General features: G+C 64.8%; 24 protein-coding genes. 17 read left to right on the plus strand and 7 right to left on the minus strand.

All coding sequences use genetic code 11. The features are described from left to right. Nucleotides 1-43: 43 nt before the first annotated feature. Entirely contained in the window at nucleotides 44-868 is an 825-nt protein-coding gene (gene proC / locus JQ631_RS14235) for a pyrroline-5-carboxylate reductase (RefSeq protein WP_212327024.1), read from the plus strand. Between the two features lie 3 nt (nucleotides 869-871). Here the strand turns inward: proC and JQ631_RS14240 are convergent, their stop codons facing one another. The 4 genes from JQ631_RS14240 to JQ631_RS14255 all read right to left on the minus strand — a co-directional run bounded on the left by JQ631_RS14240 (nucleotide 872) and on the right by JQ631_RS14255 (nucleotide 4,453). Further along, the gene (locus JQ631_RS14240) at nucleotides 872-1,264 is read right to left on the minus strand and encodes a thioesterase family protein (RefSeq protein ID WP_212327026.1); all 393 of its coding nucleotides are present in this window, start codon (nucleotides 1,262-1,264) and stop codon (nucleotides 872-874) included. A gap of 182 nt (nucleotides 1,265-1,446) precedes the next feature. Continuing rightward, on the minus strand, nucleotides 1,447-1,650 hold the full coding sequence (locus JQ631_RS14245; protein ID WP_008144861.1) for a tautomerase family protein: 204 nt from the start codon (nucleotides 1,648-1,650) through the stop codon (nucleotides 1,447-1,449). Between the two features lie 122 nt (nucleotides 1,651-1,772). Next, nucleotides 1,773-3,293, minus strand: coding sequence for a histidine--tRNA ligase (hisS, locus tag JQ631_RS14250; RefSeq protein ID WP_212327028.1), 1,521 nt, complete (start codon nucleotides 3,291-3,293; stop codon nucleotides 1,773-1,775). A 77-nt stretch (nucleotides 3,294-3,370) separates the two neighbouring features. Beyond that, nucleotides 3,371-4,453 (minus strand): branched-chain amino acid aminotransferase, encoded by a 1,083-nt coding sequence (locus JQ631_RS14255; RefSeq protein ID WP_212327030.1) that lies wholly within the window; start codon nucleotides 4,451-4,453, stop codon nucleotides 3,371-3,373. 336 nt (nucleotides 4,454-4,789) lie between these two features. On the opposite strand from JQ631_RS14255, the gene JQ631_RS14260 reads away from it, so the two are divergent. From JQ631_RS14260 to JQ631_RS14270, 3 genes are read left to right on the plus strand one after another with little or no spacing between them, the layout of a single operon-like run. After that, nucleotides 4,790-5,329, plus strand: coding sequence for a MarR family winged helix-turn-helix transcriptional regulator (locus JQ631_RS14260; RefSeq protein WP_212327031.1), 540 nt, complete (start codon nucleotides 4,790-4,792; stop codon nucleotides 5,327-5,329). Beyond that, nucleotides 5,326-6,057, plus strand: coding sequence for a response regulator (locus JQ631_RS14265; RefSeq protein WP_212327032.1), 732 nt, complete (start codon nucleotides 5,326-5,328; stop codon nucleotides 6,055-6,057). The genes JQ631_RS14260 and JQ631_RS14265 overlap by 4 nt, the downstream gene beginning before the upstream one ends. A 19-nt stretch (nucleotides 6,058-6,076) precedes the next feature. After that, entirely contained in the window at nucleotides 6,077-7,465 is a 1,389-nt protein-coding gene (locus JQ631_RS14270) for an ATP-binding protein (RefSeq protein ID WP_212327033.1), read from the plus strand. A gap of 1 nt (nucleotide 7,466) precedes the next feature. Here the strand turns inward: JQ631_RS14270 and JQ631_RS14275 are convergent, their stop codons facing one another. Together JQ631_RS14275 and JQ631_RS14280 are read right to left on the minus strand one after the other, a co-directional pair. Next, on the minus strand, nucleotides 7,467-8,000 hold the full coding sequence (locus tag JQ631_RS14275) for a DUF3617 domain-containing protein (protein WP_212327034.1): 534 nt from the start codon (nucleotides 7,998-8,000) through the stop codon (nucleotides 7,467-7,469). A 48-nt stretch (nucleotides 8,001-8,048) separates the two neighbouring features. Then, nucleotides 8,049-8,342 carry a hypothetical protein gene (locus tag JQ631_RS14280; protein WP_212327036.1) on the minus strand — a complete coding sequence of 98 codons (294 nt, stop codon included), beginning with the start codon at nucleotides 8,340-8,342 and terminating at the stop codon, nucleotides 8,049-8,051. A gap of 181 nt (nucleotides 8,343-8,523) precedes the next feature. Here JQ631_RS14280 and JQ631_RS14285 point away from each other — a divergent pair, with 181 nt between their 5' ends. From JQ631_RS14285 to JQ631_RS14300, 4 genes are all read left to right on the plus strand, one after another. Beyond that, nucleotides 8,524-8,988, plus strand: coding sequence for a hypothetical protein (locus JQ631_RS14285; RefSeq protein WP_212327038.1), 465 nt, complete (start codon nucleotides 8,524-8,526; stop codon nucleotides 8,986-8,988). A gap of 115 nt (nucleotides 8,989-9,103) precedes the next feature. Beyond that, a complete protein-coding gene (locus tag JQ631_RS14290) occupies nucleotides 9,104-9,805 on the plus strand; it encodes a ribonuclease T2 family protein (RefSeq protein WP_212327040.1) in 702 nt (233 codons plus the stop codon). 122 nt (nucleotides 9,806-9,927) lie between these two features. Beyond that, complete coding sequence (locus JQ631_RS14295; protein WP_212327042.1) at nucleotides 9,928-10,788, plus strand: 23S rRNA (adenine(2030)-N(6))-methyltransferase RlmJ; 861 nt, start codon at nucleotides 9,928-9,930, stop codon at nucleotides 10,786-10,788. A gap of 252 nt (nucleotides 10,789-11,040) precedes the next feature. Next, nucleotides 11,041-11,256, plus strand: coding sequence for a cold-shock protein (locus JQ631_RS14300; protein ID WP_008544396.1), 216 nt, complete (start codon nucleotides 11,041-11,043; stop codon nucleotides 11,254-11,256). Nucleotides 11,257-11,342: 86 nt separating this feature from the next. Here JQ631_RS14300 and JQ631_RS14305 read toward each other — a convergent pair whose 3' ends face one another. Next, a complete protein-coding gene (locus JQ631_RS14305; protein WP_212327044.1) occupies nucleotides 11,343-11,966 on the minus strand; it encodes an outer membrane protein in 624 nt (207 codons plus the stop codon). Nucleotides 11,967-12,218: 252 nt separating this feature from the next. Here JQ631_RS14305 and uvrC point away from each other — a divergent pair, with 252 nt between their 5' ends. The 9 genes from uvrC (at nucleotide 12,219) to JQ631_RS14350 (ending at nucleotide 21,010) form a co-directional block, all read left to right on the plus strand. Beyond that, nucleotides 12,219-14,279: an excinuclease ABC subunit UvrC gene (uvrC, locus tag JQ631_RS14310; protein WP_212327046.1), complete on the plus strand. Its 2,061-nt coding sequence runs from the start codon at nucleotides 12,219-12,221 to the stop codon at nucleotides 14,277-14,279. Nucleotides 14,280-14,374: 95 nt separating this feature from the next. After that, nucleotides 14,375-14,992, plus strand: a complete 618-nt coding sequence (gene pgsA, locus JQ631_RS14315; protein ID WP_212327048.1) for a CDP-diacylglycerol--glycerol-3-phosphate 3-phosphatidyltransferase — start codon at nucleotides 14,375-14,377, stop codon at nucleotides 14,990-14,992. Then, nucleotides 14,989-15,240: a molybdopterin converting factor subunit 1 gene (gene moaD, locus JQ631_RS14320; RefSeq protein WP_212327050.1), complete on the plus strand. Its 252-nt coding sequence runs from the start codon at nucleotides 14,989-14,991 to the stop codon at nucleotides 15,238-15,240. The genes pgsA and moaD overlap by 4 nt, the downstream gene beginning before the upstream one ends. A 3-nt stretch (nucleotides 15,241-15,243) precedes the next feature. Next, complete coding sequence (locus JQ631_RS14325) at nucleotides 15,244-15,726, plus strand: molybdenum cofactor biosynthesis protein MoaE (RefSeq protein WP_212327052.1); 483 nt, start codon at nucleotides 15,244-15,246, stop codon at nucleotides 15,724-15,726. A gap of 13 nt (nucleotides 15,727-15,739) precedes the next feature. Beyond that, entirely contained in the window at nucleotides 15,740-16,699 is a 960-nt protein-coding gene (gene prmB / locus JQ631_RS14330; protein WP_212327054.1) for a 50S ribosomal protein L3 N(5)-glutamine methyltransferase, read from the plus strand. 79 nt (nucleotides 16,700-16,778) lie between these two features. Next, complete coding sequence (locus JQ631_RS14335; RefSeq protein WP_212327056.1) at nucleotides 16,779-17,366, plus strand: phage holin family protein; 588 nt, start codon at nucleotides 16,779-16,781, stop codon at nucleotides 17,364-17,366. Nucleotide 17,367: 1 nt separating this feature from the next. Continuing rightward, nucleotides 17,368-18,498 (plus strand): YihY/virulence factor BrkB family protein, encoded by a 1,131-nt coding sequence (locus JQ631_RS14340; protein ID WP_212327058.1) that lies wholly within the window; start codon nucleotides 17,368-17,370, stop codon nucleotides 18,496-18,498. A 151-nt stretch (nucleotides 18,499-18,649) separates the two neighbouring features. Beyond that, nucleotides 18,650-20,140: an EAL domain-containing protein gene (locus JQ631_RS14345; protein ID WP_212327060.1), complete on the plus strand. Its 1,491-nt coding sequence runs from the start codon at nucleotides 18,650-18,652 to the stop codon at nucleotides 20,138-20,140. Nucleotides 20,141-20,155: 15 nt separating this feature from the next. Continuing rightward, nucleotides 20,156-21,010 (plus strand): TIGR01459 family HAD-type hydrolase, encoded by an 855-nt coding sequence (locus JQ631_RS14350; RefSeq protein ID WP_212327062.1) that lies wholly within the window; start codon nucleotides 20,156-20,158, stop codon nucleotides 21,008-21,010. The last annotated feature ends 63 nt before the right edge of the window (nucleotides 21,011-21,073 follow it).

A 21,073-nucleotide genomic window follows, 5' to 3' on the forward strand; every position in this document is an offset into this window, starting at 1 on the left:
CCCGGCCTTCGCCGGGACGACGGCTGAATTTGTGGTGACCATAGTGGCTAACAACACTCTCCAAAACATCACCGGTACCATCCTGCTCGCTGGCGCCGGCAAGATGGGCGGCGCGATGCTGACCGGGTGGCTGGCCGGCGGACTCGATCCGCGCCGTGTGGCGGTGGTCGATCCGCAGATCTCGCCTGAGATCACCGCGCTGGCTGCCAAAGGCGTCGCGCTCAATCCCGATGTGAAGGCAGCGGGCACCGTCGAGACGATGGTCGTCGCGGTCAAGCCCCAGATGTTCCGCGAAGCCGGCGCCAAGCTGAAGTCGTTCGTCTCGGAGAAAACCTCCGTCGTCTCGATCATGGCGGGAACGACGATCGCATCGCTCGAGGAGGTCTGCGGCGGCGCGGTGGTGCGCGCGATGCCGAATACGCCGGCTGCGATCGGGCGCGGCATCACGGTAGCGGTCGCTGCGACGAACGTCAGCGTCGCACAGCGCGCGGTGGCCGATGCGCTGCTGCGCGCCACCGGATCGGTCGAATGGGTCGAAGATGAAAGCCTGATGGATGCGGTTACTGCCGTGTCGGGCTCGGGACCTGCCTATGTGTTCCTGCTCGCCGAAGAGCTCGCCCGCGCTGGTGTTGAAGCAGGCTTGCCCGAAGCACTCGCAACGAAGCTCGCACGCGAGACGGTCGCAGGCTCTGGTGAGCTGCTGCACCAGTCGGATCTTGCCTCCGGCACCTTGCGCCAGAACGTCACCTCGCCCGGCGGCACCACCGCCGCAGCACTCGGCGTGCTGATGGGCGAGCCCGGCCTGCGCGATCTCATGATCCGCGCGATTGCGGCGGCGACGAAGCGGTCGAAGGAATTGGCGAAGTAACGGCTACGCGCCCAACCGCTTGTTGAACGTCTCGACATTCACGAGTCCGCGCGCGTGGCGGCCTTCGCCGAGCTTGCGCGCGCCCTCGAATGCCTCGACCTCGAAGCGGATGACGCGGCGCTCGACGGCAATCACTTTCGCAGTGGTCCGCACCGTCGCGCCGACAAGCGCGGCCGCAAGATGGCGGATGTCGACCTCGGTGCCGACGGTGACCCAGCCTGGCTGAAGTGCCGCGCGGATCGCGTCGCCCGACGTCATCTCCATTTCCAGGATCATCATCGGGGTCGCATAGACCATCGGCATGCCCGGCACGAAATGCCCGACCGTGCGCTCGGCCGGCACCACCAGCATGCGCTCGGCGCTCATGCCGACCTTGATGAAGTCGCGTGCATCCATGGTGCTGTACCTCGTCGTCCTGGACAAGAGCAGCGAAGCGGAGCGCCGATCCAGGACCCATGACCCCGACTGCCTATCGTTGGCGTGGCGTCAAACCACGACCGGCCACAACAACTGTTTCCTGGGGTAATGGGTCCTGGCTTTCGCCAGGACGACAGTTGTGTTCGCAGCTACAGCGCCGCCTACTTCTTCGCGGCCGCCGCGCGCTCAACAAACGTCTTGCCGCCCTTCATCTTGTGGCGGAGCGGGGCTTCGTTGATCTGGATGACGACGGCATCGGCGTCGACGCCGAGATTCTTCACCAGCGCCTGGGTGATGTCGCGCATCATGCCGGCCTTCTGCTCGTCGGTGCGGCCTTCGGCCATGCTGACGGTGATCTCAGGCATTTCGTTCGCTCCCTCTTCTCTCTCCGTCATGGCCGGGCTTGTCCCGGCCATCCACGGTCCTCGCTATCAAACAAGACGTGGATGCCCGGGACAAGCCCGGGCATGACGACACCTGCGAATGCCTATCCCCACTTTACGTCATGGCGCGCCAGGACCTCGCGCACCTTCGTGACGAGATCGGCCTCGCTGCACGAGAACTGCGCCGGACGCGTCTCGCGCCATTCCTGGTTGGAGGCGATCGCGGCGGCGGCCTTGGCGCCCTCGACGAGATCCTTGATCTGGAGTTCGCCACGCGCCTTTTCATCCGAGCCCTGGATGATCACGCAAGGGCTGTTGCGCCGGTCGGCATATTTGAGCTGATTGCCCATGTTCTTGGGATTGCCGAGATAGAGCTCGGCGCGGATGCCGGCGCTGCGCAAGGACGCCACCATCTTCTGGTAGTCGGCGACGCGGTCGCGATCGAACACGGTGACGACGACAGGGCCGATCTCGGGCCGCGTGTCGAGCTTGCCGAGCAACGTCAGCGCGGCCTGAAGCCGCGACACGCCGATCGAGAAACCGGTCGCCGGCACCGGCTCACCGCGGAAGCGCGAGACCAGACCGTCATAGCGACCACCGCCGCCGACCGAGCCGAAGCGCACGGGACGGCCCTTCTCGTCCTTGGTGTCGAGCAACAGTTCAACCTCGTAGACGGGGCCAGTGTAATACTCGAGGCCACGCACGACGGACGGATCGATCTTGATGCGGTCGGCTCCGTAACCCGACGCCGCCACCAGCTTGGCGATCTCTTCCAGCTCGCTCACGCCGGCCTGACCGACTTCGCTCCTGGCGAGGTAGGTTTCCGCCGCGGCAATGGCTTCTTTCCAATCCTCGCGCGGCTTGGTGATGGCGAGAACGACGTCAGCCTCGGCCGCGCTGAGGTTGGCACCCTTCGTGAAGTCGCCCTTGCCTTCTTCGCCGCCGTCCCATCGTCCGGGACCGAGCAATTTGCGCACTTCGTCGGCGGAAAACTTGTCGAGCTTGTCGATCGCGCGCAGCACGGTCAGCCTGCGTGCCGCATTCTCCTCGCCTGCGAGCCCGATCGCTTCCAGAACGCCATCGAGCACCTTGCGGTTGTTCACCTTCACCACGTACTGGCCGCGCGCAACGCCGAGTGCTTCCATCGTGTCGGCTGCCATCATGCAGATCTCGGCATCGGCCGCCGGCGTCGCCGAACCCACCGTATCGGCATCGAACTGCATGAACTGGCGGAAGCGGCCGGGGCCGGGCTTCTCGTTGCGGAAGACGTAGCCGACACGGTAGCTGCGGTAGGGCAGGACCAGACCGTCGGTGCCGTAGCGCTCGCCCACATAGCGCGCCAGCGGCGCGGTCAGATCGTAGCGCAAGCTGATCCATTGCTCGTCGTCGTCCTGGAACGAGAACACGCCTTCGTTCGGACGATCCTGGTCGGGCAGGAATTTGCCGAGCGCGTCGGTGTATTCCATCGCCGGCGTCTCCACCGGCTCGAACCCGTAGAGCTCGTAGACGGCGCGGATCTTCTCGACCATCTCGCGCGTCGCCCGGATCGCGGCGGGATCGCGATCCTCTAGCCCGCGCGGCAGCCGCGCCTTCAGTTTCTGCGGTTTTTTGGGTTTTTCGGCCATGCGCGCGTTTACCAGCCGACGCACGACGCGGCAACTGGTCTTGCCCTCTCCCCGCAGGCGGGGAGAGGGAGAAGACCTCAAATCACCTTGCGGATCCAGTTGTGCGGATCGTTGGTGCGGCCGTACTGGATATCGACGAGCTGCTTGCGCAGGCCCATGGCCACGGGACCGGCAGCGCCGCCGCTGATCTCGAAATCGCCGCTGACCGAGCGCACCTTGCCGATCGGCGAGATCACGGCCGCGGTGCCGCAGGCGAACGCTTCTTTCAGCCGGCCCGAGGCTGCATCCTTGCGCCACTGGTCGAGCGAATAGGGTTCCTCGCGCACGGTCTTTCCGGCGTCCTTGGCCAGCGCGATGATGGAATCGCGGGTGATGCCGGGCAGGATGGTGCCGAGCGGCGGCGTCGAGAGCGAGCCGTCATCGAACACGAAGAACACGTTCATGCCGCCGAGCTCCTCGACGTAGCGGCGTTCGACCGCGTCGAGGAAGACGACCTGATCGCAACCGTGCTGGATCGCCTCGGCCTGCGCACGCAGGCTCGCTGCATAATTGCCGCCGCACTTGACGGCGCCGGTGCCGCCGACCGCGGCGCGCGTGTAATTCTCGGAGACCCAGATCGAGACCGGCGCGGGGCCGCCCTTGAAATAGGAGCCGACAGGCGAAGCGATCACCGAGAAGATGTATTCGGACGACGGCTTGACGCCAAGGAAGGTCTCGCTCGCGATCATGAAGGGGCGCAGATAGAGGCTGCCCTCCCCGCCGGGCATCCAGGCGCGGTCGATGCGCACGACCTGCTCGACCGCCTCGATGAAGACGTCTTCGGGGATCTGTGCCATCGCCATGCGATCGGCGGAGTCCTTGAAGCGGCGGGCATTGGCGTCGGGCCGGAACAGGTTCACGCCGCCGTCGTCGCGCTTGTAGGCCTTCAGACCTTCGAAAATTTCCTGGGCGTAGTGCAGGACCGCGCCGGCCGGATCGATCTGGAAATTGGCGCGCGCCTCGACCTTCGCCTCGTACCAGCCACCCTTGGCCTGGTTGTAGCGGACCACAGCCATGTGATCAGTGAAGACGCGCCCGAAACCGGGGTCCACCAGCTTGGCGACCCGGTCCTTCTCGGACGTCGGATTGGATGCGGGCTGGATGTCGAATTTCATGCTCATGTCCTTGCCTCCCGCTGCCGGTAGCGGCGCTGTTCTGGCGCCCGCCTGCCCCGTTCGGGCCCGGCTGGCTTGATGTGGTTTCTGGCCGGACCGCCGCCAGCCTTGTTACGGCCGGTTTCCGTGACCAGCATGTCTTCGAGGACATGCTTTTGCGGAAGGCGGAAGTCCAGTATGTTTTGCCGAAATGCCGCTCGACAATCGCACGGTAGATCTGATCCGGCCGTCGCTGCCTGTCCGGCTAACTCCGGCCGCTCTTCGAATGCCACCCGACGCGAAGCGATCTAAAATTTCGTGCGGGCTGATCGTTTTGTAACATTGAACCCAAGATACGTCAATATGCCTGACATAAATTTCGCGACTCCCTCTCAAGACGCTGCCGAGCCGCGGCCGGCGGCAGGCGATGGAGGCAATTTGCGCTGGGATATCATTGAGCTGCTGTTCTTCGCCTATCGCGATTTCGTCGGCGACCCCGACCAGGAGCTGGAGGCTTTCGGCTTCGGCCGGGCCCATCACCGGGTCATGCACTTCGTCTATCGCTATCCCGGGCTGAAGGTCGCCGACCTGCTCGACGTCCTGCGCATCACAAAACAGTCGCTCGGCCGGGTGCTCAAGCAGCTCCTGGACGAGGGCTATATCGTGCAGAGGACCGGCGACAATGACCGCCGCCAGCGCCTGCTCTATGCAACACCGAAGGGCGAGGCACTGGTGCAGAAGCTCGCCGGCCTCCAGACCACGCGCATCACCAAGGCGCTCGCCGAGATGGCGCCGCAGGATGCCGAGACCGTCAAGCGCTTCCTGCGTGCGATGATCGACCGCGACGACCCGGACAAGGTGCTGGAGACGATCTTCGCCAGCAATCAAGACTCAAAGGAGTGACCGTGCCGCTCGCTGCCACGCTCGCCCGCCCGCCGGCGCAACCGGCCGATGACGCCCCGCATCTGCTGCTGGTCGACGATGATCGCCGCATCCGCGATCTCTTGTCGCGCTTTCTCGCGGCCGAAGGCTATCGCGTCACCACCGCCTCCAGTGCCGGCGATGCCCGCGCGAAACTGCTCGGGCTGCATTTCGACCTGCTCATCCTCGACGTCATGATGCCCGGCGAGACCGGCTTCGATCTCGCTCGCTTCATCCGCACATCCTCCTCGGTGCCGATCGTGATGCTGACGGCGCGGCATGAAGCCGAAGCCCGCATCGAGGGCCTTCAGATCGGCGCCGACGACTATGTCGCAAAGCCGTTCGAGCCGCGCGAGCTGGCGCTGCGCATCAACAACATCCTCAAGCGCGCGGCGCCGCCGATCCAGGCCGCGGCGGTGGAAAAGATCGCATTCGGTCCCTACGTCTATCATCTGGATCGCGGCGAATTGCGCCAGGGCGAAGAGGTCATCCATCTCACCGACCGCGAGCGTGAGATGCTGCGCATTCTCTCGGAGACGCCGGGCGAGACCGTGCCGCGCAGCGCACTGACCGGCAACGGCAGCGTCAACGAGCGCGCCGTCGACGTGCAGATCAACCGCCTCAGGCGCAAGATCGAGACCGATCCCGCCAATCCGCTGTTCCTGCAGGCCGTGCGGGGCATCGGTTACCGGCTGGTGGCCTCGCCGTAGAAGCTGTGAAGCGCAACCGATGAGCACGATCGATACCGGCCTGACGCTGCTCAAGAGCGCCGCCGGCCGCGTCTCCGCCGTCAATGGCTGGATGGGCAACGCGTTCAAGGGCTGGATGCCGACCGGCCTCTATGCGCGCGCACTGCTCATCATGATCGTGCCGATGGTGATCCTGCAATCGGTCGTCGCCTTCGTGTTCATGGAGCGGCACTGGAACACGGTGACGCGCCGGCTGTCGGCGGCGGTGGTGCAGGACATCGCCGCGCTGATCGACGTCTACAAGGGCTACCCGCAGGACAAGGACCGCGACCAGATTCGCCGCATCGCGCAGCAGCGCCTCGGCCTGGTGGTCGACTTCCTGCCCGCCGGTGACATGCCGCCGCCGGGACCAAAGCCGTTCTTCTCGCTGCTCGACCAGACGCTGTCGGTGCAGCTCGGCCGCCAGATCGGGCGCTCGTTCTGGATCGACACCGTCGGCCGCTCCAACCTTGTCGAGATCCGCATCCAGCTCGACGATGCCGTGATGCGCGTGTTCGCGCAGCGCAGCGCCGCCTATGCCTCGAACTCGGAGATATTCCTGTTCTGGATGGTCGGCACGTCCTCGATCCTGCTGATCGTCTCGGTGCTGTTCCTGCGCAACCAGATCAAGCCGATCCTGCGGCTTGCGGACGCCGCCGAAAGTTTCGGCAAGGGCCGCGAAGCACCGAACTTCAGACCGCGCGGCGCGCGCGAAGTAAGGCGGGCCGCGGGCGCCTTCCTCGAGATGAAGTCGCGCATCGAACGCGCGATGGAGCAGCGCACCGCGATGCTCGCCGGCGTCAGCCACGACCTGCGCACCATTCTCACCCGCTTCAAGCTCGAGCTGGCGCTGATCGGCGACAATCCGGAGCTCGAGGGCATGCGCAAGGATGTCGACGAGATGTCGATGATGCTGGAGGATTACCTTGCGTTCGCCCGCGGCGATTCCGGCGAACAATCGCAGCCGACCGACATGGCGCAGGCGCTCGAGGAGTTACGCGGCGACGCCGAACGCCACGGCCACACCGCAACCGTGACATTCAGCGGCCTGCCGGTGGTGACGGTGAAGCCGGCCTCCTTCAAGCGTTGCCTCGCCAACCTCGTCACTAATGCCGCGCGCTACGGCAAGGCCATCGCCATCTCCGGCCAGCGCGATCATCGCTATCTGACTGTCACGGTGGACGACGACGGCCCCGGCATTCCCACGCATCTGCGCGAGGAAGTGTTCAAGCCGTTCCTGCGGCTCGACAATGCCCGCAACCAGGACGAAGGTGGCACGGGCCTGGGACTCGCGATCGCCCGCGACATCGCCCGCTCTCATGGCGGCGACATCACGCTCGGCGACAGCCCGATGGGCGGATTACGCGCGAGCGTGCGGATACCGGTGTAGCCTATTTCTTCGGCAGCAGCGCCTTCAACTTGTCGACGTCGCGCACGTTCATCTTGAAACCACCGGGCATCACGATGTCGCCGGGCTTCTGGTCGGGCTTGCAAGCCCCCATCCATTTCGCCTCCAACGTCATGGTGGTGTCGCGCCCCGCGGTGCCGGCGGCGCCGCCTTGCGCATGCGACGAGGTCTTCACCGTGTAGGCCGAATTGAAATCGCCGGTGATCTCGGCATGCGAAGTCGTGGACATGCCGGCGACGTTGCACTCGGAATCGCTGATGTAGCCGGTCGCCGTCTTCTTGATGTCCTGCTTGGAGCAGACCTGCTTGGCCATCGGCGAGATGTTGTTGTTCATCTCCTTGTCGACGGCCTCGTCGGTGCAATGCTGCATGGTCATCTCCGGCATTGCCGAGCCGGACCTGACCATCTTCAATTCCCAGAGCCCGGCCTTGCGCACCGGCAGATCGTCCGCGAAAGCGCTGCCCGTCGACAACAGGAGACAAACGGCCGAACCGAGCAAAGCAAGCCTGCGCGTCATAGGAGAGGCTCCCGGCTGAGAGGTCGTAGCGAGGCTTTCCGAAACGGCTCAGTAGAGCGTGCGGATCGGCCGGTCGGCGGCGCCGTAGGGCACCCAGCGGCAGGAGAACGAGATGTAGCCGCCCTCATAGGCCTGCACCGCGAGGAATTTCACGACCTTGCCGTAGCGCGCGCAGTGATCGACCGCGACCTGGCGTGCATCGACCTGCGTTGCCATCGAATAGGCGATGATGCCGCCGGTGTCGTTGCCCTTGAACGGCGGCACCGGGAGGAGGTCGGCGCGCGCCGATTGGCTCGCCATCAAACCCAGGGCAAGAAGGCCAGCAGCCGCAATGATTCGCATTCCCGTCACTCCGATTGGTTGGCATCAGTTTACGGTGCCGGAGCGGCGGTGAAAAGAACGGAAGGCCTGTCGGCTGCGACGTTGTGATAACTCCTGGCCAAGTGTTGCCGCGCTGCACTTGACCTCCCCCGCCCTTCGCGGCACCGTCCGACCTTCGCAGATCATGCTGTCTGGATTACCCATGCGCGCCTCGACCTCCCTGAAATCGCTTCGCTTTGCCGCAGTTCTCGGCCTCATGTTCGGAGCGCTGTCGCTCACTGAGGCCAAGGCGGCCAATCCCCTGGAGCTGAATTTCTGGCTGAACGGGCCGCGCTATGACGGCAATGTCGCCGAATGCGACAAGGCGCTGCCGACGATCTCGACCCAGTTCTGGGAAAAGGAAAGCTCGTTCTGGAATTCGTCGCTGAGGATCACGGGCTTCTCGAACGTTCACGAGACCGCCTTCCGCCCCTGGGCGTCGGACAACATTCCGCGCCGCTTCTGCACCGGCGAGGCCATGCTCACCGACGGCAAGGTGCGCCGGGTGCACTTCTCGATCGTCGAGGATGGCGGCTTTGCGGGATACGGCCAGGGCGTCGAATGGTGCGTGGTCGGGCTCGATCGCAACTGGGCCTACAATCCGTCCTGCCGCGCCGCCAAGCCCTGAGCTGACGAGCCCTGATTCGGGCCGAGCGATCGGGCGGCAGTCGGCTCAATTTTGTTCTTGAAATGTTCTTTGTGACTGCTAGGCTGATTGCACAGTCTAGTTGAGGGGCATCGCCATGTTTCATTTTAGATTGCAGTCATTCTCCCGTCTGATGATTTCGCTGACCCTGGCCGCCGGGCTGATCTCACTGGCGGGCGGTGCGAGGGCCCAGGACAAGCGGCAGAACGCACCCGGCGAATTCGACTTCTATGTGCTGTCGCTGTCCTGGTCGCCGTCGTTCTGCGAGGAAGCCGCCGAGCGCGGTCGCAGCGGCGGGCGCTCCAACATCCAGTGCGAAGGACGGCCCTTTTCCTTCGTGGTGCACGGGCTGTGGCCGCAATATGAGAACGGCTTTCCGGAATATTGCCAGCGGCCGTCGCCGCGGCTGAACCGCAACATCGTTTCCTCGATGCTCGATTTGATGCCGGCGACCGGCCTGATCTTCAACGAGTGGGACAAGCACGGCACCTGCTCCGGGCTCGACGGTCGCAATTACTTCGAGACGATCCGCAAAGCGCGCGCCGCGATCAAGATCCCGGCCGAATATCTCGAGCTGTCGCAGGCCAAGACCGTGGCGCCGGCCGAGGTGGAAGAAGCCTTCATCAAGGCCAATCCAGGCCTGAGCAACGCAGCCGTCTCGGTCACCTGCAACCGGACCCGGCTCTCCGAGGTCCGCATCTGCCTGAGCAAGGACCTGCAATTCCGCGCCTGCGACGAACTCGAACGCCGCGCCTGCCGCCGCGACCAGGTGACGATGCCGCCGATCAGGGGCGGCTAGCTCCCGTCATTGCGAGCGCAACGAAGCAATCCAGACTGCCGCCGCGGTTAGATTCCGGATTGCTTCGCTGCGCTCGCAATGACAAGGGGTTAGGATCACGCAAGACAACGCGGTCCGAGCTCATGAACTATCGTCACGCCTTTCACGCCGGCAACTTCGCCGATGTCATCAAGCACATCGTGCTGGCGCGTATCCTCACTTATTTGCAGGACAAGCCGGCCGCCTTCCGCGTCATCGACACCCATGCGGGCGCCGGCCTCTACGATCTCGACAGCGACGAGGCGCGCCGCGGCGGCGAGTGGCTGACGGGGATCGCGCGGCTGATGCAGGCGCGCCTCTCGAACGAGAGCATCGCGCTGACCAAGCCGTATATCGACATCGTCCGCGCCTTCAATCCGAAGGGTGAGCTCAAGGCGTATCCGGGCTCGCCCCTGATCGCGCGCGGCCTGATGCGGCCGCAGGACCGGCTTGTGGCCTGCGAGCTCGAGCCGAAGGCGCGCAAGGCACTGATCGATGCGTTGCGGCGCGACGAACAGGCGCGCGTGGTCGATCTCGACGGCTGGATGGCACTGCCGGCTTTCGTGCCGCCGAAGGAGCGGCGCGGACTCGTGCTGATCGACCCGCCGTTCGAGGCGAAGGACGAGTTTGAAAGATTGGGCGAGGCCTTCTCCAGCGCCTTCGCGAAATGGCCGACCGGTATCTATGTAATCTGGCACCCCGCCAAAAGCCGACGCGCGACCGACACCTTGGCACAGTTGGTGGCCCGGCTCGCAGCCGCAGCAAAGCCGCAGGGAAAATGTCTGCGTCTCGAATTCAGCGTTGCGCCGCAAGCCGACGGCGGAGCACTCACCTCGACCGGGCTCATGATCGTCAATCCGCCGTACACGCTGCAAAGCGAGCTCAAGACCATCCTGCCTGAACTCGAAATGCCACTCGGCCAAGGCGGAGCTGCCAGATTCCGATTGGAGGTGCCGAAGCCCTAAGCCACCGCCATTCTTGGGAAAAATATGCAGGAGCGGTAGTCAATCTGCAAAGAACCGTATTATGCTGTTTTCCGTGACTGGCTTTACGTTCCGCTTCCGCGAATGGTTGCGGCGGAGTGAAGGCCTAAAAAGATCCGGTCGGACCGTTGGGTCCGCCCAAGGATGGCCAGCTCTCCCGGGCTTCGTAGCGCCCGGTCATGTCGTGACGCGCGTCTGCGTTGCGACGGAGGAGCAATGAGGGGGAGTTTCCCGATGGCCATGACGGGAACGGTTAAGTTCTTCAACGGCGAGCGCGGCTACGGCTTTATCAAACCGGATGACGGCGGTCGCGATGTCTTCGTTCACATCACCGCTGTTGAGCGGGCGGGACTGAAGGACCTCGCCGAAGGACAGCGCATCACATTCGAAGTCGAACCGGACAAGAAGGGCAAGGGACCAAAGGCGGTCAATCTCGTGATCCTGTCCTAGCGGACCTCGCTCAAAGACATCGGCGCAAAAAAATCCCGGCCGCGAGCGGCCGGGAGGCTGTGGTCCGGTATTTTCTTTTTTGGCTATCAGAAGTGATAGTTCACGCCTGCGCGAACAACGCTGGCGCTATAGCCGTTTGACACGCCCGTAATGGCGAACTGGCTCGACGACAGATCGATGTAGAGATATTCGAGCTTCGCACTCCAGTTCGGCGCGAAGCCGACTTCCGCGCCGACGCCGGCGGTCCATCCCGCGGTGGTGTGCGACTCCGTCCAGCCGAAGGTCTGCGCGCGCAACTCGCCGAAGGCGAGGCCGGCGGTGCCGTAGACCAGGACGTTGCTGAAGGCATAGCCGGCGCGGCCGCGCAGCGTGCCGAACCAGGGATTGGAGAACTTCCACGGCGCGAACGTATCGTCGGCACCAGCGGCCTGAATGTCGCCCTCGACACCGAACACCCAGGGACCGTTCTGGAAATTGTAGCCGGCCTGCACGCCACCGACGAAGCCGGAGGGCTTCACGGGCGTATTGCTCACCGAGCCCCACTCATAGCCGAGATTGCCGCCGAGATACGGGCCGGCCCAGCTATAGGCATTGAGCGGCTGGTTGACCGTATAGGGCGCACGCTGCCCGTAATTGAAATCGGCGGCCTCTGCCGAAGCCGTCCAGCCGGCTGCAACCAACGCGGCTGCGCCCACAACGAGCCCCTTCATCACACACTCCAACGCAACTTGCCGTCACCGGGTGCGACGCCCGCGCCGCCGCGCCAGGCCAAATCGCATGGTTACGGAACCACCACTTTTTCGCGTAAGACTTATCGAGAGTTTTAAGTTAAAGGCCTGTTAAGCCGGGTTACCGCGCTGTTAACAGGCTTAAGCAAGCGTTACCGGGAACTGCGCCGCCTTCCTGTGCGTGCGGCCCGGCCGGAACTTCAAATCGATCCCCCCAGCGCCTAAATTCGCACCATGGTTCACGATTCCTCCGACAATCCGGACGACGCGCGCGCGCGCAAATCGCCGCAAGCCGCGAAGGCCGACGCCCCGCCCGAGGGGCTGACACCGCCCGACCTCGATCCCGCCGCCGGCGGCGATGACGAGGACGATGCGCGGCTGCCTGACATCCTGGAAGAGAGCGGCGCGATCGGCGAAGAGCCGCTGGCGACCGGTCACGAGGCGATCGAGCGCGCGGTCCGGCTGGCGCCGACCTCGCCCGGCGTCTATCGCATGCTGAGTGCGAACGCTGACGTGCTCTATGTCGGCAAGGCCAAGAACGTCAAAAAGCGCCTGTCCAACTACGCGCGCCAGAGCGCGCCGCTGCCGGCGCGAATCCTGCGCATGATCGCGGCCACGGTGACCGTGGAGATCGTCTCGACCACGACCGAGACCGAGGCGCTGCTGCTGGAAGCCAACCTGATCAAGCAGCTGCGGCCGCGCTTCAACGTGCAGCTGCGCGACGACAAGTCGTTTCCCTATATCCTGATCACCGGCGACCATTGGGCGCCGCAAATCCTCAAGCATCGCGGCGCGCAGACCCGGCCTGGACGCTATTTCGGCCCGTTCGCCTCCGCCGGCGCGGTCAACCGCACCATCACGGCCTTGCAGCGCGCGTTCCTGATCCGCTCCTGCACGGACTCCTTCTTCGAGAGCCGCACGCGGCCCTGTCTGCTCTACCAGATCCGCCGCTGCGCCGGCCCCTGCACCCGAGAGATCGATTTCCCGGGCTATACGACGCTGGTGCGCGAGGCCACCGACTTCCTCTCCGGCAAGAGCCAGGCGGTGAAGCAGGAGCTCGCTGGCGAGATGGAAAAGGCCTCCGGCGAGCTCGAATTCGAGAGCGCGGCGCTCTATCGCGACCGTCTTGCCGCGCTGTCGGCGATCCAGTCGCAGCAGGGCATCAATCCGCGCACCGTGGAGGAAGCCGACGTGTTCGCCATCCATCAGGAGGGCGGCTTCTCCTGCGTCGAAGTGTTCTTCTTCCGCACCGGGCAGAACTGGGGCAACCGGGCTTATTTCCCGCGCGCGGAGAAGACATATACGCCGGAGGAAGTGCTGGGCTCGTTCCTCGCCCAGTTCTACGACGACAAGCCACCGCCGAAGACGATCCTGCTCTCGCACGAGATCGAGGAGATGGAGCTTCTCGCCAATGCGCTGACGATCAAGGCCGGCCACAAGATCGAGGTCCTCGCGCCCAAGCGCGGCGAGAAGAAGGAGCTCGTCACCCACGCGCTGACCAACGCGCGCGAGGCGCTCGGCCGCAAGCTTGCGGATACCGCAACCCAGAGCCGCCTGCTCGACGCCATGGCCACGACGCTGAGCCTGCCGCACGCGCCCAAGCGCATCGAGGTCTACGACAACAGCCACATCCAGGGCACCAACGCGGTCGGCGCCATGATCGTCGCCGGCCCGGATGGTTTCGTCAAAAACCAGTACCGCAAGTTCAACATCAAGTCGGAAGGGATCACGCCGGGCGACGACTTCGCCATGATGCGCGAGGTGCTGGAGCGCCGCTTCAAGCGCCTGATCAACCCGCCCGAAGAGAGCGCCGCCAAAGCCAAGGACGATGATTTCCCGCAATGGCCAGACCTCGTCATCATCGACGGCGGCCGCGGCCAGCTCAACGCCGTCCGCGAGATCTTTGCCAATCTCGGCTTGACCCAGGTGTCGCTGATGTCGGTCGCCAAGGGCCCGGACCGGGATGCCGGCCGCGAGACCCTGTTCATGCCGGAGCGCGAGGCGATCAAGCTGGAGCCGCGCGACCCCGTGCTCTATTTCGTCCAGCGCCTGCGGGACGAGGCCCACCGCTTTGTCATCGGCTCACACCGCAAGCTGCGCAAGAAGGACATCCGTGAGGCCGGCTTGCAGGAGATTCCGGGCATCGGCCCGTCACGCAAACGTGCCTTGCTGCATCATTTCGGAACCCTGAAGGAGATCGAACGGGCCTCGATTGCCGATCTCGGCAAGGTTCCTGGGGTGAGCGCGGAGAGCGCCCGCAGGATATTCGACTATTTCCATCCCCAGCCGGGGTGAACTAAAGGCGCTGTAGTCATATGGTCGTCGCATCCGGTACCCCCAATTGGGGACGGACGGTTGACCTTCAGGCTTCAGCGGTATTGGTAGGACGGATGAACATCGCCACGACACGAGGGACGACCAGCCGCGCGATGTCCCTCCCGAACCTCCTGACCTATGGCCGGATCGCCGCGATCCCGGTCGTGGTCGGGTGCATCTATGCGCAGTCGATCATGGACTATCCCCTGTGGCTGCGCTGGGTCGCAGTCGCGATCTTCATCGGCGCCGCGGTGACCGACTATCTCGACGGCTATTACGCCCGGATCTGGAATCAGCAATCGGCGTTCGGCCGCATGCTCGATCCGATCGCCGACAAGCTGCTGGTCGCCTCGTGCCTGCTGATGCTGGCCGCCGACGGCATCATCCATGGCTGGTCGCTGTGGGCCGCCATCGTGATCCTGTGCCGCGAGATCCTGGTCTCGGGCCTGCGCGAGTATCTGGCGGCGCTGCGCGTCAGCGTGCCCGTGACCCAGCTCGCCAAGTGGAAGACCACCGTGCAGCTCGTCGCCATCGGCTTTCTGCTCGCAGGTCCAGCCGGCGACGAAGTGCTGCCAGTGGTCTCGCTGATCGGCCTCGTCCTGCTGTGGGCCTCGGCGATCCTGACCATGTACACCGGCTACGATTATTTCCGCGCCGGCATCCATCACCTCATCAAGGAGGATGAGGGATGAAGGTGAAGTACTTCGCCTGGGTGCGTGAGCGCGTCGGCAAGGCCGAGGAGATCATCGAGCCGCCCGCGACCGTGCGCACCGTCGAGGAGCTGATCGCCTGGCTGTCCGGCCAGAGCGAAGCCTACGCTTACGCCTTCGAGAAGCCGAAGGTGATCCGCACCGCGATCGATCATGCCCACGTCAAGGCCGATGCGGCGATATCAGGCGCCCGCGAGATCGCGTTCTTCCCGCCGATGACCGGCGGCTAGGTCATGACCTCCGCTGTCACCACCTGCCCCGTCGCCATCCGCATCCAGGAAGACGATTTCGACATCGCGCGCGAGATCGCGGTGCTGACCAAGAGCCGCACCGATATCGGCGCGGTCGTCAGCTTCTCCGGCATCTGCCGCGCCGACGAGGACAGTTCGAAGATCGCAGCGCTCACGCTCGAGCATTATCCCGGCATGGCGGAAGAAGAGATCAAGCGCCATGTCGACGAGGCCATTTCGCGCTGGCCGCTGAACGGCGTCACGGTCATCCATCGGGTCGGGCGCTTCATGCCCGGCCAGAATATCGTGCTGGTGCTCACCGCCTCGCAGCACCGCCGCGCGGCGTTCGAGGCTGCCGAATTCCTGATGGATTATCTCAAGACCAGTGCGCCGTTCTGGAAGAAGGAAGAGAGCGCCACCGGCACCGGCTGGGTCGAGGCCCATGCCCGCGACGACGAGGCCGCCGCACGCTGGACCAAATCCTGATGGCAAGATTCTGATGGCACGTGCATCCAAGACGCCCGCGCGCGGCCGCGCCGCACCGAAGCTTGCCAAGGTCGGCCGCGGCGAGTTGCTGACGCTGATCGATTTCGTCCGCTATGCGGTCAGCCGTTTCGTCGAGGCGAAGCTTGCGTTTGCCCACGGCACGACCGATCCGGTGGCCGAAGCCGCTTTCCTGGTCTGCGAGGCCTTGCATCTGCATCCCGATCAGTTCGAGAGCTTCGCCAATGCTCGCGTCACCGCGGCAGAAGGCAAGGTTCTGCTCGATCTCATCCATCGGCGGGTGACGACGCGCAAGCCGACGGCCTACCTCGTCAACAAGATCTACATGCGCGGCCTGCCCTTCTATGTCGACGAACGCGTCATCGTTCCGCGTTCCTTCATCGGCGAGCTCTTGGATTCGCATTTCGGCGGCGAGGATGGCGCAGGCGCGCTGATCGACGATCCCACCGCAGTCGAGCGCGTGCTCGATCTCTGCACGGGATCCGGATGCCTCGCGATCCTCGCCGCACATCACTTCCCGAACGCTGCGGTCGATGCCGTCGACATCTCCAGGGGTGCGCTCGAAGTCGCTGCACGCAATGTTGCGGAACATGGACTGGATGAGCGGATCACGCTCCATCGCGGCGACCTGTTCGCCCCGCTCGGCGATAGCAGATACGATTTGATCATCACCAACCCGCCCTACGTCGACGCCGAAGGCATGGCGGCATTGCCGCCGGAATGCCGGGCCGAGCCGAAACTTGCCTTCGACGGCGGCGCCGACGGCCTCGACGTGGTCAGGCGTATCCTGCGCGAGGCGCCCGATCATTTGACGCCGGACGGCGGCCTGATCTGCGAGATCGGCCGCGGTCGCGAGCTGGTCGACGAGGCCTTTCCGGAACTGCCCCTGCTCTGGCTCGACACGGAAGATTCCGAGGGCGAAGTGTTCTGGATCGCGGCCGCCGATCTCGGCTGATCCAGCCTGTTCAGCGGAACAAGTCAAATTCCGCCACGTTCATCCCCCGACGAATGTTTCGCTCTCGGAGGATGTCCACATGCTCGCGCCATCGGGCGAATTGCTGCGCGCCGGCATGGCGCTGAAACTCAACCATCTCAAGCGCGCAGCGCAGTCCTATTTGCGTGACCGCACCAGCCAGACCACTGGACGGATCACGTCCTATGCGGTCGCGGCTGGATTGCTCACGGTGGCCGGGCTGTTCGTGATCGCGGCCTTCTTTGTCGGTCTGATCGCATTGTATCGCTGGGTTGCCATCACTTACGGGCAGTTCTGGGGCTTTGGTGCCGCCGCAGCCGTGCTGTTGATCCTCGCCGCAGCCTGCGCCGGAGTGGCCACAGCCCAGATCAAGCGCCGGACCAAGCCGATCGTGCCGCTCGCCAGCCGCATGCGCGTTGCGATTGCGACGCCACGGATCCCGCGCGGAACGGTCAAGCAGGCGGTGAAAGAAGTGGCGACGACGATTCCCCTGGTGCCGCTCGCACCAGGGGAACGCAGCCAGGACGGCAGGGCTTCGCCGGTTCTTGCCAATCGCCCTGTCCAACTCGGCTTGATGCTCGCGGCAATCGGATTGCTGGGGGTCACGGCGGCACGCCGAAAGCGCCACCGCCACGGATTGGACGCCTGACATGCGTGCGCGGCTCACTGAGCAGTTCGACAACTGGCTGCTGGTCGCCGCCACAGCCGTTTTCGTACTGACCGCCGAACGCTACTTCCAGGATTCCGGCTTCATCCGGCCCGGCCCTCCTCAAGACGACCGCAACAGCGAAGGGCATTCACCGGAAACAAGCCCGGCAGGCGCCGCCATTCAGCCCGGCCACGGCCGCCGCGCGAAAAGCCCCTTCGCGATTCCCTGGGCGGGCTGGAAGGATATCTTCTGGCGTACCTATCAACGCATCGACGACGATCGGTTGCTCGCGACCGCCGGCGGCGTCGTCTTCTTTGGGCTCCTTGCAATCTTCCCCGCCGTGACCGCGCTCGTCTCCTCGTACGGACTGTTCGCCGATCCCTCGACCATCAGCAAAAATCTCCAGACGCTCGCGACGATGCTGCCGGAGGGCTCTTTCCAGATCGTCGAAGACCAGGTCGCGCGCGTGGTGTCGAACGGCAACACGGCGCTCGGCGCCGCCTTCCTGTTCGGCCTCGTGCTCGCGATCTGGAGCGCGAACGCCGGCGTCAAATCGATCTTCGACGCTCTCAACGTGGCTTACGAGGAGCGCGAGAAGCGCGGTTTCATCAAGCTGAACCTGATTTCCCTGAGCTTCACGGTCGGCGGCATCGTCGCGCTCTTGCTGATGGTGGGCGCAGTGGTCGCCTTCCCGCTTGCGCTCGATCATCTCGGTATCGCGCCCGAGAGCAAGCTGATCGTCGCGCTGTCGCGTTGGCCGCTGCTGCTCGTCATCCTGCTGGCGGCGCTCGCTATCCTCTATCGTTTCGCGCCAAGCCGCGACAAGCCACGCTGGCAATGGCTCAGCCTCGGCGCGGTGGCGGCCGCCCTGCTCTGGATCGCCGGCTCGGCGCTGCTGTCCTGGTATCTCTCGGCCTTCGCCAATTACAACGCGACCTACGGCTCGCTCGGGGCAGCGATCGGCTTGATGACCTGGATGTGGATGTCGGCGATCGTCATCATGTTCGGCGCCGAGCTGAACTCGGAGATCGAGCGGCAAACCCTGCGCGACACGACCACCGGGCAGCCCAAGCCGCTCGGCAGCCGCGAGGCGGTCTCGGCCGACACGGTCGGTGCCGCCGCGCCGTCCTGACCACCTCCACACGCGCCGCGGCCGCTATCCCCTCGAATCAACAATGATGTTAAGGTCATGCATGCTTGGGGAGCATGAGGCGCAACGGGTGCGAATTGCAGCCCGTGTTTTCCCGGGTCAGGCAGTCAGCTCTTGAGGCTTAGCGCGCGGCATGATTCGCATTTCGACGATCTTCATCGCCATCTGCATGGTTCTGGTCGCGGCCTCGCTCGGGCTCGTGCTCTACGCGGTTGCCGGCATCAGCGGAACCGAATCCGCGATCGTGGCGCTGACCGCGCTGACCTTCCTGATCCTCTACAACGCGGTCTCGATGCGGCTGCGCGACCGCAGCGACGTCGGCGGCCAGATTGCCGACCTGTCGCGCGGCACCGCCGACCTCGCCCGCCAGGTGGCCGAATTCGGGCGCCGGTTAGCTGCGATCGAAGGCCGCATCGCCTCGTCCAATTCGGCCAATTCCGATCGCGTCCAGTCGGTGGTCGGCGAGATCAACGAGCTCGGCGGGCTGGTCAGGCAGCTTGCCGCCACCGTGTCGACCCATGAGGATCTGCTTGCCGGTCATGCGCCGGCACCGACCCCCGCTGCTCCGGTCGCCCGGCCGGAGCCGGAAAGCCCGGTTGACCTGATTGCGGCCTTCGAGGAGCGGCCGGCCGCTGCCCCGCCGCTTCCTGCTCCGCCGCCGCGGCCGACGTCCCCCGCCGTTCAGACCCAGACCGCCAATGCCGTTCAGGCGGTCAATGGCCGCAACCAGACCCAGATACTGGCGACGCTGCGCAACGCCATCGACGAGAACCGCATCGACATCTTCCTCCAACCGATGGTGACGCTGCCGCAGCGCAAGGTCCGCTTCTACGAAGCGGTGACCCGGGTCCGCGACGAGCGCGACCAGTTGATCGCCGCGGAAGAGTTCATCAGCATCGCCGAGGCCTCCGGGCTGATCGGCCGAATCGACAACATGGTGTTGCTGCGCTGCGTCCAGGTGTTGCGCCGGCTGATGGTGCGCAACAAGGATGTCGGCGTGTTCTGCAACGTCGCGGCTTCGACGCTCGGCAATTCCACCACCTTCGCACAATGCCTTGATTTCCTCGAGGCCAACCGCGCGCTGGCGCCGTCCCTGGTGCTCGAGTTCAAGCAGTCGACTTTCCGTGCCCTGGGTCCGGCCGAAACCGAGAACCTCGCCGCGCTCGCCCAGCGCGGCTTCCGATTCTCGATCGACCATGTCACGGACTTGCGGATCGAGCCGCGCGAGCTCGCCGACCGCGGCGTCCGCTTCATCAAGGTTCCGGCCCCTCTCCTTCTCGACCCGAAGCAGGCCTCGGCCTCGGACATTCACCCCTCGGACCTGTCCGATCTGCTCGGCCGCTTCGGCATCGACCTGATCGCCGAGCGGATCGAGGGCGAGCGCGCAGTGGTCGATTTGCTCGACTATGACGTGCGGTTCGGCCAGGGCTTTCTGTTCGCGCCGCCCCGGCCATTGCGGCCCGAGGGGGCATCTGCTACCGGCGGGGCCTCGCCAAACCAGGCGCAAGACATTCAGGGATCCAATGGTTCCGGTACGCCCAGCCCAAGTGCAACAACAGCTACGACGCCTGCCAACCCGTCACAGCGCATCACCGGCAACGCGGCGCTCGCGCGCCGCATCTGATCGGCCGCTCGCATCATGACCACGCTGCATTTCGCACAAAGCCTGCGCGAACTCGTGGGCGGGGTCGACGTCGTGCTCAGCGACATCTGGGGCGTGGTCCATAACGGCCTGGAATCCTTCCCCGAGGCCTGCGAGGCGCTGCACACCTATCGCAGCCACGGCGGTACGGTGATCCTGATCACCAACGCGCCACGTCCGGCCGACTCCGTGCAGCGGCAATTGCGCAAGCTCGGCGTCGCCGACGAAACCTACGACGCGATCGTCTCCTCCGGCGATTTGACCCGGCTCTATGTCGCCGAGCATCCCGGCCGCAAAATGTTCTGGCTCGGCCCCGAGCGCGACAACTCGATCTACCGCGGCCTCGACGCCAAGACCGCACCGCTGGAAGAGGCGGATTACATCGTCTGCACCGGCCTCTATGACGACGAGACCGAGACCGCGGAAGACTATCGCGCCATGATGCTGAAGGCGCGCGAGCGCAAGCTGACGCTGGTCTGCGCCAACCCCGACATCGTGGTCGAGCGCGGCGACCGCCTGATCTATTGCGCCGGTGCGATTGCCGAGCTGTACCGCGAGCTCGGCGGCGAGGTGATTTTCTACGGCAAGCCGCACCGGCCGATCTACGAGCGCGCAATGGCGCTCGCCGGCGAACGCCAGGGGCACCCGATCGACCGGAAAAAGGTGCTGGCGATCGGCGATTCCGTCCGGACCGACCTCACCGGCGCTCGTGAGTTCGGCATCGACTGCCTGTTCGTCACCCGCGGCATTCATGCCGAGGAGTTCGAGGGCCTCGACCAGCTCGATCCCAAATCAGTGCTGGAATTGTTCGGCCACCCGCCGAAGGCGCTGATGCGCGAATTGAAGTGGTAGGCTGACAAACGCAGAAAGCCCGGGACGAGTGCCCGGGCTTTCCAAATTCAACTGATGGCTTTG

It is taken from the genome of Bradyrhizobium manausense (assembly GCF_018131105.1).
Classification (GTDB): Bacteria; Pseudomonadota; Alphaproteobacteria; order Rhizobiales; family Xanthobacteraceae; genus Bradyrhizobium; species Bradyrhizobium manausense_B.